The following is a 13,007-nucleotide window of genomic DNA, read 5'->3' on the forward strand; positions in this document are numbered from 1 at the left end:
TATTTGCTCAATGTGTTCGGCTGAGATCGGAAATCAACCGTCACTGCACCTCCGAGTTTTGACTATCGTCAAGGGCGGCCGTGCAAGACGTGCGACCCATAACAACATATCGACAAAAAAGACCGCCGGCGCGGGGCGGCGCCGGCGGTTGCGAGAGAATATCGATTGTTGGCTGTTACGCAGCGACGGCCTCGTAGACCGTGGCGCCCGAGAAGCTGTCGTGCAGGCTCTTGCCACAGATCCACGGCAGTTCGACGACCTCGCAGACCGTGTTGACCAGCTCGGAGCAGTCAGTAAAGTGGCCCTTATCGTTGAGGGCCTCGCAATCCTGAACACGCCAATAGCCATCGGTGTGCGTGATGTAGTACTCGTGATCGTTGATCGACACGAAAGCGCGCGTCTTGGAACGCAGCAGCTTCAGAAATCCTTCGAAGTCGGTCTCGACGACATCTCCAGCCTGGAACATGATGTTACCTCCTGGCCCGGCGCCACCATGGCGCGTTGATAAACGTTGGCACTCCTTTAGTAAAACCTTTATCAGAGCTTATGCGCGCATCATTTAGGCAAGTGGTAAAAAACCGCAGGGTAGACGGGATAAAACGTTTAATCATCCCACCGGTTTGTCACATTCTGGCTGAAGTTTTATGCAAACCAACTTTTCCACTTGGTAGCTTGCGTTGTTTGGGGCCGGCTGCGCGATTACGATTTTGGTTCGGCGGGTAAGAACGAGGCATCGAAACCAACGTCAGGAGGACACATGGAGACCATCGAGGCGCTCATCCACCGCCGCAGCTGCCGCAAATACAGCGATCGCCCCGTCGAGGCAGAAAAGCTCGCACGCATTATCGAGGCAGGCCAGTACGCGCCCAGCGGCATGGGACGCCAGCCGGTGACGTTTGTCGCCGTTACCGACCCCGCAACCGTCGAGCGCCTCTCGCAGCTCAACGCCCAAGTTATGGGCAGCGAGGGAGATCCCTTCTACGGCGCCAAAACCGTTGTGGTGGTGCTCGTCGACCGCAGTGTGCCCACGCACCTGGAAGACGGCTCGCTCGCCATGGGCAACCTGCTCAACGCAGCCTATGCGCTGGGCGTCGATTCGTGTTGGATCCACCGCGCGCACGAGGTCTTTGACTCACCCGAGGGACTGGAACTGCTGGCCAAGTGGGGTCTGCCCGCCGACGGAAGCCTGCGCGGTGTGGGCAACTGCACTCTGGGCTATGCCGAAGACGCACTCCCCGAGGCAAAGCCGCGCCGCGACAACGTCGTGTACGTCAGGTAATTAGTTCCGCCGTTCTAACGAACGGCGGCCCCGCTGACGCTGCGCGAGCCGCATTCACGCCAATCTGACGTTCAATTTCGAGGGCGCGACCAAAAGGTCAGCGCCCTCTCATTTCACGTCACCTTGGCGCAAATGCGGTTCGCTCGCTGTTGGTGACTGACATCGGGTGCACCACTGTTGACATTCGACACTTGGGCAGTTTAAAAAGGCCCCGTCCCAAATTTGCTGCCCCACTCGCAACTTATCTTGCCGATGGAGTTGTCGTCGTTTCGTTCGTGTGAGTCGTTTCGGCTTCGCTGCCTTGTTCGTCCTCGTCCTTTTGCGCATCGGCGATAGTGGAGGCCGCCGCAACGATACCACGCTGAGGCGCCACGCCCGTCTGGGCCTGAGCGCCCTCGACAAGCTCCGTGCCGGCATGCGCGAGCTCGGGAGACTTAAACATTGCGTCCAGATTGGCCCCGCCGCCGGCGTAACCAAGCGCCGCGAGCGCGATGACAACCACCGCAACAACGACCGCGATCGGAACATAGCGATGCCAGCCTGCGGGATTGAGGCCGCTACGGCGAGCAGCGCCGCGGCCGATGTAGCCCAGTGTTCCGTCGTGCTTGAGCTTAGAGCCCACCACGCGCTTGCGCCCCCACAGCGACGATTCGGCCTGTATGGCCAAGCGAGCGCTTGCCGAAGGGTAGCCGTATTTGGTGCGCTTGAACGAACCGTCGAACCCCGACGCGTGCTTGCCCCACGTCCGCGAAGTCGTGCGACGGTTGACCGGCACCGTGGGCTTTCGAGCCCGATTTGGTTTTGAAGTCTCCGCCATACGCCCCCGCACGCCGTAACGCAATCGAAACATTACTGCTTTGGACTGTATCACACGCGCCGCACGCGGTCACGAGCGCCTCGCTCAGCGGTCGTCGTCCTTCAGCAAGCGCCACAGGGTCGTGCGGCTTATTCCCAGCACCTCGGCAGCGCGGGTCCGGTTGCCCTGAAGGTAGCCTACGACCAGCCGCGCGATGTCGCGTTCGGTATCGGTCAATGGACGCAGGATATACAGGTCGCTGTCGAGCGTCGGAGTGCCAAAGGTTGCGGTTTTGATGACATCCTCCTGGGCGAGCACCTCCTCCGCCACCGCGCGCTCCGCCACACCCGACCCTACTAATATATAGAGTCGTTCCGAGACCTCGCGAAGCTGCAGATAGTTGCGTGGCCAGCGATAGCCGTTGAGCGTCGAGGCAGCCTCCTCAGACATACTCGGAGCGGTAGTTCCAAAGACATCTGACAGATACGACAAATACTGCGCAACCTTTTTCGATGCGCCACCCTGCTCGGCAATCGCAGGCGCCACACTCACTGCGCACGCCAAGCGCTCGGTTACAAAAGCGGCCTGATCGCTTTCGCCACCGCCCGGCATATCGTTTGCCGTCAGAACCACATGGCAACGCGCGGCCAGCGCCGTGTCGGTCATCGTAGAGACAAGCTCGCGCAGACGCTGCGGCGAAAGTGCATGCCAGCCGCCAATACAAAGGGTCAGCCTTGCCTGGAACAGCGGCGATTCCGAGCTTTTGAGGAGATGGCGCCAGCCGCGATCTGTGAGCTCGTCAAGTGCCACGGACACAAAGGGTTCGTCAGCATAAGGCCCATCCAGATAGAGGCGTTTTGCAATCTCTGCCTGGCCAGCACCCAGCTCGCCCTCCAACATGAGGGGCACGCCGCGAGCATAGCTTTCGCAGACGGGGCCAGAGACCGCAGCGGCACCCTCGACAATGCCGTACGCGCTTGCCTCGTAGCGCGCCTCGACCTCATCTGCGTTAAGCCACTCAATGCCCGCGTGTGCCGCCACACCGCGCACCTCGCGGATCACGACCACCCAAAGCGCGCCGTCTTCCTTGGCGACCGGACGCACCGTGAGGCTCAAGCGCCCTCCCGCATGCCCCATCACCAGACGCGTGCCGTTGCCCACGCGCCCCAGGCGCTCGGCGACAAATGCCGCGACATCTTGCTCGAGCGCGACATCATCCATGGTCGAAATCGCCACGTGTCCATGCCCATCGATTGCCAACGCCGAGGCCCCGGCAGCAGCCAAGGCCTCGATCAAGATTTGTAGCTTGGCGTCACTGTTCATATTGCGTCCCGTCCTCGACGCCACGCCGCCACCGACGGCCGCGCGGGCGAGTGTTTCAAAATTGAACGATATTGCTCACCAAACACTATAGGGCAGAGGCCGCCGTCCTGCGAGTATATGAGTTGCCCCGCATCGCCATCCTGGCGGGGCGATAAGAGCTCTTCGGGACCTATAAACCTGCGGACAAGCCATACCCGCAAGAGCTCCTATCGCTCCACCGCGGACATGCGCTCACCAGCATGCAGCACGCAAATAAGCTACTTCTCTACCAGATTCCCAGCACGTGCTGCATTCCCAAACTCATGCACGCAATGCCAATCCAGCAGCAAAAGCCCAATGCGATGGGCTTACCGCCCTTTTTGACCAGCTCGACGATATCGGTATTAAAGCCAATAGCCGCCATGGCCATCACGATAAAGAACTTCGAAAGCTCCTTGATGGGCGCCGTAATGGACGCGGGAAGCTGAAGCACCGTGGTGATTACGCTCGCCAGCACAAAGAACAGCACAAACATGGGAAACGCGCGTTTAAGCGAGAACGTGCTTTTGGCGTCGCCGCCGGCCTTGCGCGCCAGATGCATCTGCCAGCATGCGAGAACCAACGTAATGGGAATAATGGCCAGCGTCCTGGTGAGCTTGACCACCGTGGCGCTCTCGAGCACATTGGCACCGGGATGCATGCTGTCCCAAGCGCTCGCCGCAGCCGTTACGGACGAAGTGTCGTTGATGGCGGTGCCGGCAAACAGACCAAAGCCCTCGTTGGTCAGCCCGAGCATGCCGCCGAGCGTCGGAAACACGAGCGCCGCGATAACGTTAAACAGGAAGATGACCGAAATAGCCTGGGCAATCTCACGATCGTCGGCATCGATGACGGGCGCGGTCGCGGCGATGGCAGAACCGCCGCAAATCGACGAGCCCACACCCACGAGCGTCGCAATCTTGCCCGGCACGCGCATAACGCGGCAGAGCACGAAGGCGATGACAAGCGAGGTCGAGATCGTCGCCACGATAATCGGCAGCGACTGAGCGCCTTTGGACAGAATCTGCGAGAGGTTCATGCCAAAGCCAAGCAGGATTACCGCGTACTGCAAGACTTTTTTAGACGTATAGGTGACACCGGCGGCGAGCTGTTCGCGACGATTCTTGGGAAAGACGAGCGCCAGGACCATGCCAAAGAGGATGGCAAACACCGGCCCGCCGACCACCTCAATCTGTTTGCCGAGCAACGTCGCGGGGATGGCGACGATCAGGCAGAACAAGACGCCCTTCCAGCGCTCGCGTACGATATTCGCCAGTTGCATATGGGGTTCCTTCTTTCTATTTCACGTTTGCAACGGCTTATGATACGGCAACATTGAGCACAGCCCTGCGCAAACAAAGACTAAGATGCCGCAATAGTTCTTGGGCAACAGTCGAATTACCCACCGCGGAGAGCTGATTCGCGGCATAATTAACAACTGACATATGAGTTTGATAGAACAGTTGCGAGGCGCTATGGAAGAATCGATGCACGTCGGCGAGCAGGAAACGAGCCTACAGGACCAGTCCTACCACACCATTCGACGCAAAATCGTCTACCTGGACTACAAGCCGGGCGAAAAGCTGGGCGTCAAGCAACTTTGCGACGACCTGGATATGGGGCGCACCCCTGTGCGCGAGGCACTGGTGCGTCTGGCGCAAGAGGGCCTGGTGCGCACCGTGCCCCAGAGCGGTACCTACGTCTCACCCATCAACCTCACCCTTGCCGAGAGTGCCTGTTACATCCGCGAGCATCTGGAAAAGCAGGTGATTGTGGAGTGCTGTGCGCGCGCCACGTCGACCGGCATCGAGCAGCTCGACCGCGCCATCGCGCTGCAGGAAAAGGCCATGGCCGAAGAGGATCGCATCGGCTTCTTTTTGAGCGACAACCTCATGCATCACATGATTTTTAGCATCGCATGTCGCAGCACCGTGTGGTCGTGGCTCGAAGAGACCAATGCCGACCTGGAGCGCTTCCGCTGGCTGCGCGCCGCCACACAGGTTCTCGACAATCAGGACATCGTGAACGAGCACAAGCAGATTCGCCGCGCTATCGCCGGTCGCGACCCCATCGAAGCGAGCTTTTTGGTGAGCAAGCACCTGCATATGATGTTCCGCAACCAGACCGAGGTCCTGGACCAATATCCCAAGTACTTCGAGACCAGCAAGCTCCGCTAACCTGCCAAAAAGGGACAGGTTTATTTTGGCAGGTTTTATCTGGGCAAATGAAACAAGGCCCGACTCCGCCACAACGGAGCCGGGCCTTGTTCGCTAGAACGGCGGAACCAACTATTCCACGGTCACGCTCTTAGCGAGGTTTCGAGGTTGGTCAACGTCGCAGCCGCGCAGGATGGCGACCTCGCGGGCGAGCAGCTGCAGCGGGACGCTCGCCGTGATGGGACTGAATACGTCGCGGACGGCCGGCACGCGGATGATACAGTCGGCAATCTTGTTGATCTCCTCGTCGCCCTCGGTGGCAACGACGATGACCTTGGCACCGCGCGCCTTGCACTCCATAAGGTTCGATACGGTCTTGTCGTAAGTGGCGCTCTTGGTGGCCACGGCGATGACGGGGAAGCCCGGATCGATCAGCGCGATGGGGCCGTGCTTCATCTCGCCGGCGGCATACGCCTCGGCGTGCAGGTAGCTGACCTCCTTGAGCTTGAGTGCGCCCTCGTAGGAGATGGCAGCGCCCATACCGCGGCCCACGAACAGCGCCGACTGCGCGTCCTTGCACAGCAGGGCGGCCTCGTGCACGGCCTCGGTCTGCGTATCCAAAATCCACTGGATTTGTTCGGCCGTATCGGAAAGCTCGCGAAACATCATGCGCGTCTGCTTGGTGGTCAGACGGTACTTGACCTGCGCCAGCAGCAGAGCAAGCAGCGTCAGGCTCACAACCTGGCCGATGAAGCTCTTGGTCGAGGCGACCGCGATCTCCTTGTTGGCCTTGGTATAGATGACGCCGTCGCTCTCGCGCGCCACAGGGCTGCCCACCACGTTGGTGATGCCAAAGACCTTGGCGCCCTTGATGCGCGCATCGCGAATGGCGGCGAGGGTATCGGCCGTCTCGCCCGACTGGGACACAGCAACGACGAGCGTCGTCGGCGTGATGATGGGGTTGCGATAGCGGAACTCGCTGGCAGCCTCAACCTCGGTGGGAATGCGAGCCCAGCCCTCAATAAGGTTCTTTGCGATGAGTCCGGCATGGTAGCTGGTGCCGCAGGCGATCACGTAGACGCGATCGATGTCGTTGAGCTCCTCGAGCGAAAGGCCCAGCTCATCGATGTCGAGCTCGCCGGCCGGCGTCATACGACCGACCAGTGTGTCGCGCACGACGCGCGGCTGCTCGTGGATTTCCTTGAGCATAAAGTCGGGATAACCGCCCTTTTCTGCCATGTCCAGGTCCCAGTCGATGTGAGTGACCTTGGGCTCGATAACGTTGCCGGCCTCGTCGGTGTACTCGACGCCTGCGGGCGTGAGCTTGGCAAACTGACCGTCCTCGAGCACCACGACATCGCGGGTGGCGTCGATGAGCGCGATGACATCGGAGGCGACATAGGCGCCGGTCTCGCCCGCGCCGACCACGATCGGGGAATCCTTGCGGGCCACGGCGATCACGCCGGGCTCGTCAGCGCACACGGCGGCCAGACCATAGGCACCGACCACGTGGGTGCACGCCTCGCGCACGGAGGCCATCAGGTCGTGCGTCTCGGCATAAGCCTCTTCGATCAGATGCGCGAAGACCTCGGTATCAGTCTCGCTCTTAAAGTGGTGGCCGCGGCCCTCCAGCTCTTCGCGCAGCTCGGCGAAGTTCTCGATGATGCCGTTGTGGACGATGGCGATACGACCGTCGCAGCTGGTGTGGGGATGGGCGTTAACGACGGAGGGCTTGCCGTGGGTGGCCCAGCGGGTGTGGCCGATACCGCAGGTAGCGTCACTGTCGATGTTGGAAAGCTCGCTCTCCAGGCCCGCGACCTTGCCCACGCGGCGGATGACGTCGAGGTGCGCCGCGGCGCCCTCGCCCACCTCGAGCGCGACGCCCGAGGAGTCATAGCCGCGATACTCCATGCGCTTGAGGCCCGTGACCAGGATGTTCTTTGCAATATCAGAGCCGGTGTAGCCGACGATTCCGCACATAGGATAAATCCCTTCGTTCGCGTGACTGCAAGACGTCCACGCACAGGGGGCGCTGAGACGTATAACGTTCGAGTATTGTACTCACGCAAGCGCAAGCTGATATACCAGAAGTGGTATCTCAACTTAGATACCACCCGATGCACACATGCCCAACCGGTCCAAACCACCACAAAGGTGCCTGTCCCCTTCGTGGTGGTCGCGTTGGCAACAGCGTTTCCCCAGATAAAACCTGCCAAAATAAACCTGTCCCTTTTTGGTAGGTTTGGGATGCTACAATCTGGTTTGTACTTGAAACGCATCAAAGGGGCCGCTATGGCAAAGGTTAAAATCAGCGACGTCGCGCGCGAGGCCGGGGTTTCGCTGGGCACGGTTTCCAACGCGCTCAACCATCCCGAGAAGTTGCGCCCCGAGACCCTCAGGCTCATCAACGAGACCATCAATCGCCTGGGCTACCTGCCCAACCAAAGCGCTCGTCAGCTCGCGGGCGGCGCCACCAAGTCCTTTGGCCTGGTGCTCCCCCGTCTCGATCACGGCTTTTCGCTCCAAATCGCCAGCGGTGCCCACAACGAGGCACGCAAGCACGGCTATGACTTGCTCATCGCCAATGCCGATAACGACGATATTCTCGAGGATCATTACCTGCGCTACTTTATGGGCACGCAGATGTCCGGCGTCATGGTTCAGCCCATGGCATCCCCCGACTGGCACCCGGCCATGACTAAAATGCCCGTGCCGATCGTCCATCTGGACGTCCATTGTTCAGAACCCGGTTACTACGTGGCCGCCGACAACGAGGCACAGGGGCGCATTATCGCCGAGCTCGCCATCGCCCGCGGCGCACGCCATATTGTCGTTGTGGGTCGAGCAGCATTCATGCAGCTCACTCTGCGCGTCCTTGGCATCCACAAGGCACTTGCCCTGCATCCCGATATCAAGATCGAAGTCATCGACGCCGGCGAATGGAATACCGCTGCCGACGGCTACAGCATCGGCGCCCAGATTGCCGAGCGTCCTACTGACGAACGCCCCGATTTTGTCATCGGCCTTACCGATGTATTGGCCTCGGGCGTTATCTCGGCATTGACCGACAAAGGCATCACCGTCCCCGAACAGGTTCGCGTGGCCGGCTGCGACGGCAACCCGCTTGCATGGAGCGGGTCGGTCCCCCTCACCACGGTGGCACCCCCGGGCTACGAGATTGGCCGCAAGGGCGTTCAATTGCTCATAGAGCAAATCGAGGATAAACCTGCCGCCAAGACCAAACGAGTCCGCATCGGCTCCGCCGCGCGTACCGTCACCACGGCCACGGCCACGGCCACCGAGGACATTAACCGTCAGGAGCTCGTGCGCCCCTTCTTGCTCGAACGTGTGAGCACCCAAAAGGCCGAGCAGCACCCGACGGGCCCATCCGCGGCCCCAATAACCGACATCAACCTGGGCGCCTACCTGTAACAAAAAACGCCGCAACGGGAACAGTCCCGCTGCGGCGTTTTGCTGGCCCCATGTTCCCTCCCCGTTTAGCCGGACCTGCGACTACGGATATTTATGGAATGTAATCCATTTTTTCATTAACTTTTTTGTTAAAATAGACTCAATTCCATATTTTTAGATATTTCCTATAAGTATTGATTTTGCTCCAGTTTTTTCTCGCCAAGAAAGGGGTTTCATGAATCTGATTGATCGCAAACAATACCTCGACTGGCTCATTTCGTGGAAAGACTCGCACGTCATCAAGGTCGTTTCGGGCGTGCGAAGGTCCGGCAAATCAAAGCTATTCGAAATCTACCGTAGCTACCTGCGCGATCATGGAATCACAGGCGACCAGGTTATATCCCTCAACTTTGAAGACCTGGAGTTCGAGTCGCTTACGTCATATAGAGCACTCTACGACTACATTTCCGCCAGACTCGTCCCCGATAAGATGAACTACGTTTTTCTGGACGAGATACAGCACGTCGAGCATTTCGAAAAAGCCGTCGACAGTCTTTTTATCAAGGACAATGTCGACCTCTACATAACCGGTTCCAACGCTTATCTGCTCTCGAGCGAGCTGGCAACTTTGCTCTCCGGCCGCTACGTAGAGCTCAAGATGCTGCCCCTATCCTTTAAAGAGTTTTGCTCGGCAAAAACCAATGACGGAAAGGCTCCCGCGCAGTTGTTTGACGAGTACATAACCAGGGGCTCTTTTCCCTTTATCGCCGAGACGGGTATTCAGGGACCCCAGGCGCGCGATTATCTTATGAGCCTCTACGATACCATCGTCATACGCGACGTTATCGAACGCCTGAAGGTCTCGGACGTCCCGACCCTGCGCGATATCACCAAGTTCCTACTCCATAGCATTGGAAACCGGATCTCGATTAAAAAAATCTCCGACACGCTCTCGTCCAACGGCAACAAAACCGACCAGAAAACCGTAGCCAAATACCTCAAAGGCTTAACAGACAGCCTTGTGCTGTACTTTGCTCCGCGCTATAACGTGCGCGGTCGGCAGCTTCTTTCAACAAACGGCAAATACTACGCCGTTGACCTTGGACTTAGAGGCGCTCTCGTCAAAACCCAAAGCAGCGATATCGGTCATATCCTCGAAAATGTTGTTTATCTCGAGCTCCTACGCCGTGGATACGACGTCTACGTGGGCGATATCGACGGCGGGGAAATCGATTTTGTTGCCCTAAAGTCAGACGAGACAGCCTATTTTCAGGTTTCAGCCACAACGCTCGACGAAACTACCCTCAATCGAGAGTTGGCCCCCTTTAAGAAGGTCCGAGACAACTACCCCAAGACGCTTCTTACGCTCGACACGCTGTTTGCGGACGCGAACTACGAAGGAGTCCGCAAGCGCAACGTGATCGACTGGCTCCTGGAGTAACTTGTAACGTCATAACCCTCCGCCAGCTCCTTACCAAGGCCGCAGCCCCAGTCGCTTAAAGCACAATGCCCCTCTTATCGGCCAAAACAGCAATCTTGGCGTGATAAGAGGGGCTGACTGTGTCAGCCCCTCCACGCAGGCGCCGTTGCCGCCACCGTCCTGCGAGATCGGGCGCGGGGCATGGCGACTCGCGTGCAAACGCTAGCGCACGGCCTTGACCGCCGCCGGCAGATCGAACAGCGTATCGAGCACGGCCTCGCAGCCATCCACCACGTCCTGCGGCAGCGGCACGATATCGGGGACGGCGAAGACATGGCATCCAGCCGTGATGCCCGAGACGCAACCGTTGCGCGAATCCTCGACCACGGCACATTCCTCGGGAGCAAAGCCCGCGCGCTCGCAGGCGAGCAGATACATCTCGGGATCGGGCTTGCCGTGCACGACGTCATCGCCGCAGGTCACCGTTTCAAACTTGTCAAAAAGACCGACCATCTTAAGGTTGCGCTCGGCCGTAACGAGGCGCGACGACGTCGCAAGCCCCACGTGATAGCCCGCAGTCAGCAGCTCGTCTAGGCACTCGGCAGCGCCGGCCTTAAGCTCCAGATCGGTCTTGACCATCTCGTCGCGAATCTCCTTGTGGCGATGATAGATCGCCTCGGTGGTTTCGTGGCTACCGTAATGCTTATCAAGGATGTCCATAACATCGGGCAGCGTGCGGCCGATAAACTGATGGATCAGTGCTTCATCAATCGCGAGCCCCAGCTCGGCAGCGCCTGCCTTCCAGGCCTTAATCCCCAAACGCTCGGTATCGACCAGCGTTCCATCCATGTCAAAAATAACAGCCTTGATCATATCGGTCCCCCTCACCGGATTGCGTTACTGACACTCTACCGCACTTTACAAACTTGTATATAACGTATATAGCATATTGCACTTTCGTTACATAGGTAGAAGTCTTATGGCAAGTAACGCATTAGGATTATAGTTTTCGACCGAGTACTCAACGATAAGGAACGTTTCATGATTTTAGACACCACGGCGCCCGCAGAGGAGCTTCAAGACAAGCTATCGGCGCTCGAACAGCTGCTTTTGGCATACGGGCGCGTGGCTATCGGGTTTTCCGGTGGCGTCGACAGTAGCTTTTTGGCCGCCGTATGCGCCCGCATCATGCCTACCAATACCCTCCTCGTCCATCTCACCACGCCGCTCATCGGCACGCCCGAACAGGCTTCGTTTGAGCAGTCCGTTGATGGGCAGGCCAATGAGGGGCCGCATTTTAAGCTCCCCGTGCTCAATCTTTCGGTGGATCAGCTGCAGCTCCCCCAAGTAGCCTGCAACGATGCTAATCGCTGCTACCACTGCAAGCACGCCGGCTTTACCGCTATCGTCAACCACGCCAAGTCGCTCGGCTTTCCCACCGTCATCGATGGCAGCAATGCAAGCGATCGCGGTGACTACCGCCCCGGCATGCGTGCGGCAGAAGAGCTCGGCGTACGCTCACCCCTTATGGAGGTCGGCTTTACCAAGGACGAAGAGCGCGAGCTGCTACGCGCCTGGGGATACCCCGTCTGGAACCTGCCGGCGGGAGCATGTCTTGCCACGCGCGTCCCCACGGGCGAGGAGCTTACGTGCGAGAAGGTCTCCCTGATTCGCGCCTGCGAGGATTACCTGCACGATCTTGATCTGGCACAGGTACGCGCGCGCTTGGTCGGCGGCTGCATGCATATCGAGGCCGCACCCGCAGATGTTGCCAAGATTGCCGCCCTCGGCGGTGCCGCCGTCGACGACAAAGGCAAAACCCCGCTGCCCGCCGCCATCGAGTCCGCGCTGCGCGAGCTGGGCTGCGACCACATCTCCCCCGAGGTCACCCCCTACATCCATGGCAACATGAATCAATAGCGCATCCCAAATAAGTTGCGGTGGAATAGTTCCTGTTTTGCGGCCTATCGGGCCCAAACAGGAACTATTCCACCGCAACTTCGTTTGATGGGCATTGACCCGCAGACCTGCCAAAAAGGGACAGGTTTATTTTGGCAGGTTTTATCTGGGAAAATGTCGCAAGACAACTGCCTCTCTAGCACCCCTCTAACTTCGAGAGGCACTTGAGAGGCGTCTCGGCCGCACCTACTTTTTCCGATAGCGGCGGTTACAGCTCGTCGATGAACCCATTACTTCAATGAGTCCTTTATCCGGCAGCATTGGCATTCCGTCTCTCTAAACCAATAGATTTATCTCTCTAACTTTAGAGAGATAAGCACCTTGTTTTAGAGAGACATTTAGAGAGATGTATCGAATTCACTGCTAGATTACCTAAGACTATCTCTCTAGCCTACTTTCTCTTTAGAGAGACATTTAGAGAGACGAGCGTAATCTCTCTAACCATGGGTCCTGCTCTCAAAACGCATACACCCCAACCGCACCCTAAGTTGCAGTGGAATAGTTCCTGTTTTGCAGCCTATCGGGCATAAACAGGAACTATTCCACCGCAACTTCGTTTGACGGGCATTGACCCGCATCTTGCCAAAAAGGGACAGGTTTATTTGGGCAGGTTTTATCTGGGGAAACGCAAACAGGGCCGCGACG

11 protein-coding genes are annotated in these 13,007 nt (G+C 58.5%); 5 read left to right on the plus strand and 6 right to left on the minus strand.

From position 1 onward, the window contains the following. Positions 1 to 175: 175 nt before the first annotated feature. Positions 176 to 466 (minus strand): CDP-alcohol phosphatidyltransferase, encoded by a 291-nt coding sequence (locus DW003_RS09280; protein ID WP_118260475.1) that lies wholly within the window; start codon positions 464 to 466, stop codon positions 176 to 178. 291 nt (positions 467 to 757) lie between these two features. On the opposite strand from DW003_RS09280, the gene DW003_RS09285 reads away from it, so the two are divergent. Next, positions 758 to 1,279 (plus strand): nitroreductase family protein, encoded by a 522-nt coding sequence (locus DW003_RS09285; protein WP_118388792.1) that lies wholly within the window; start codon positions 758 to 760, stop codon positions 1,277 to 1,279. Positions 1,280 to 1,520: 241 nt separating this feature from the next. On the opposite strand, the gene DW003_RS09290 is transcribed toward DW003_RS09285, so the two are convergent. From DW003_RS09290 to DW003_RS09300, 3 genes are all read right to left on the minus strand, one after another. Then, on the minus strand, positions 1,521 to 2,096 hold the full coding sequence (locus DW003_RS09290; protein WP_147352199.1) for a hypothetical protein: 576 nt from the start codon (positions 2,094 to 2,096) through the stop codon (positions 1,521 to 1,523). An 84-nt stretch (positions 2,097 to 2,180) separates the two neighbouring features. Beyond that, on the minus strand, positions 2,181 to 3,398 hold the full coding sequence (locus tag DW003_RS09295; protein ID WP_118388796.1) for a helix-turn-helix domain-containing protein: 1,218 nt from the start codon (positions 3,396 to 3,398) through the stop codon (positions 2,181 to 2,183). Between the two features lie 265 nt (positions 3,399 to 3,663). Further along, positions 3,664 to 4,698 (minus strand): YeiH family protein, encoded by a 1,035-nt coding sequence (locus DW003_RS09300; protein ID WP_118388798.1) that lies wholly within the window; start codon positions 4,696 to 4,698, stop codon positions 3,664 to 3,666. 193 nt (positions 4,699 to 4,891) lie between these two features. Between DW003_RS09300 and DW003_RS09305 the strand changes: the two genes are divergently transcribed. Beyond that, the gene (locus DW003_RS09305; RefSeq protein WP_118388800.1) at positions 4,892 to 5,593 is read left to right on the plus strand and encodes a GntR family transcriptional regulator; all 702 of its coding nucleotides are present in this window, start codon (positions 4,892 to 4,894) and stop codon (positions 5,591 to 5,593) included. A 111-nt stretch (positions 5,594 to 5,704) separates the two neighbouring features. Here the strand turns inward: DW003_RS09305 and glmS are convergent, their stop codons facing one another. After that, entirely contained in the window at positions 5,705 to 7,552 is a 1,848-nt protein-coding gene (gene glmS, locus DW003_RS09310) for a glutamine--fructose-6-phosphate transaminase (isomerizing) (RefSeq protein WP_118388802.1), read from the minus strand. 312 nt (positions 7,553 to 7,864) lie between these two features. Between glmS and DW003_RS09315 the strand changes: the two genes are divergently transcribed. Both DW003_RS09315 and DW003_RS09320 read left to right on the plus strand, forming a co-directional pair. Next, on the plus strand, positions 7,865 to 9,004 hold the full coding sequence (locus tag DW003_RS09315) for a LacI family DNA-binding transcriptional regulator (RefSeq protein ID WP_233545566.1): 1,140 nt from the start codon (positions 7,865 to 7,867) through the stop codon (positions 9,002 to 9,004). Positions 9,005 to 9,218: 214 nt separating this feature from the next. Beyond that, the gene (locus DW003_RS09320) at positions 9,219 to 10,424 is read left to right on the plus strand and encodes an ATP-binding protein (RefSeq protein ID WP_117759248.1); all 1,206 of its coding nucleotides are present in this window, start codon (positions 9,219 to 9,221) and stop codon (positions 10,422 to 10,424) included. A 201-nt stretch (positions 10,425 to 10,625) separates the two neighbouring features. Here the strand turns inward: DW003_RS09320 and DW003_RS09325 are convergent, their stop codons facing one another. Further along, on the minus strand, positions 10,626 to 11,276 hold the full coding sequence (locus tag DW003_RS09325) for an HAD family phosphatase (RefSeq protein WP_118388806.1): 651 nt from the start codon (positions 11,274 to 11,276) through the stop codon (positions 10,626 to 10,628). A 168-nt stretch (positions 11,277 to 11,444) separates the two neighbouring features. Here DW003_RS09325 and DW003_RS09330 point away from each other — a divergent pair, with 168 nt between their 5' ends. Then, positions 11,445 to 12,323: an ATP-dependent sacrificial sulfur transferase LarE gene (locus DW003_RS09330; RefSeq protein WP_118388808.1), complete on the plus strand. Its 879-nt coding sequence runs from the start codon at positions 11,445 to 11,447 to the stop codon at positions 12,321 to 12,323. Positions 12,324 to 13,007 lie beyond the last annotated feature (684 nt).

This window comes from Collinsella sp. AF36-3AT (assembly GCF_003475205.1).
Taxonomy (GTDB): Bacteria; Actinomycetota; Coriobacteriia; order Coriobacteriales; family Coriobacteriaceae; genus Collinsella; species Collinsella aerofaciens_AF.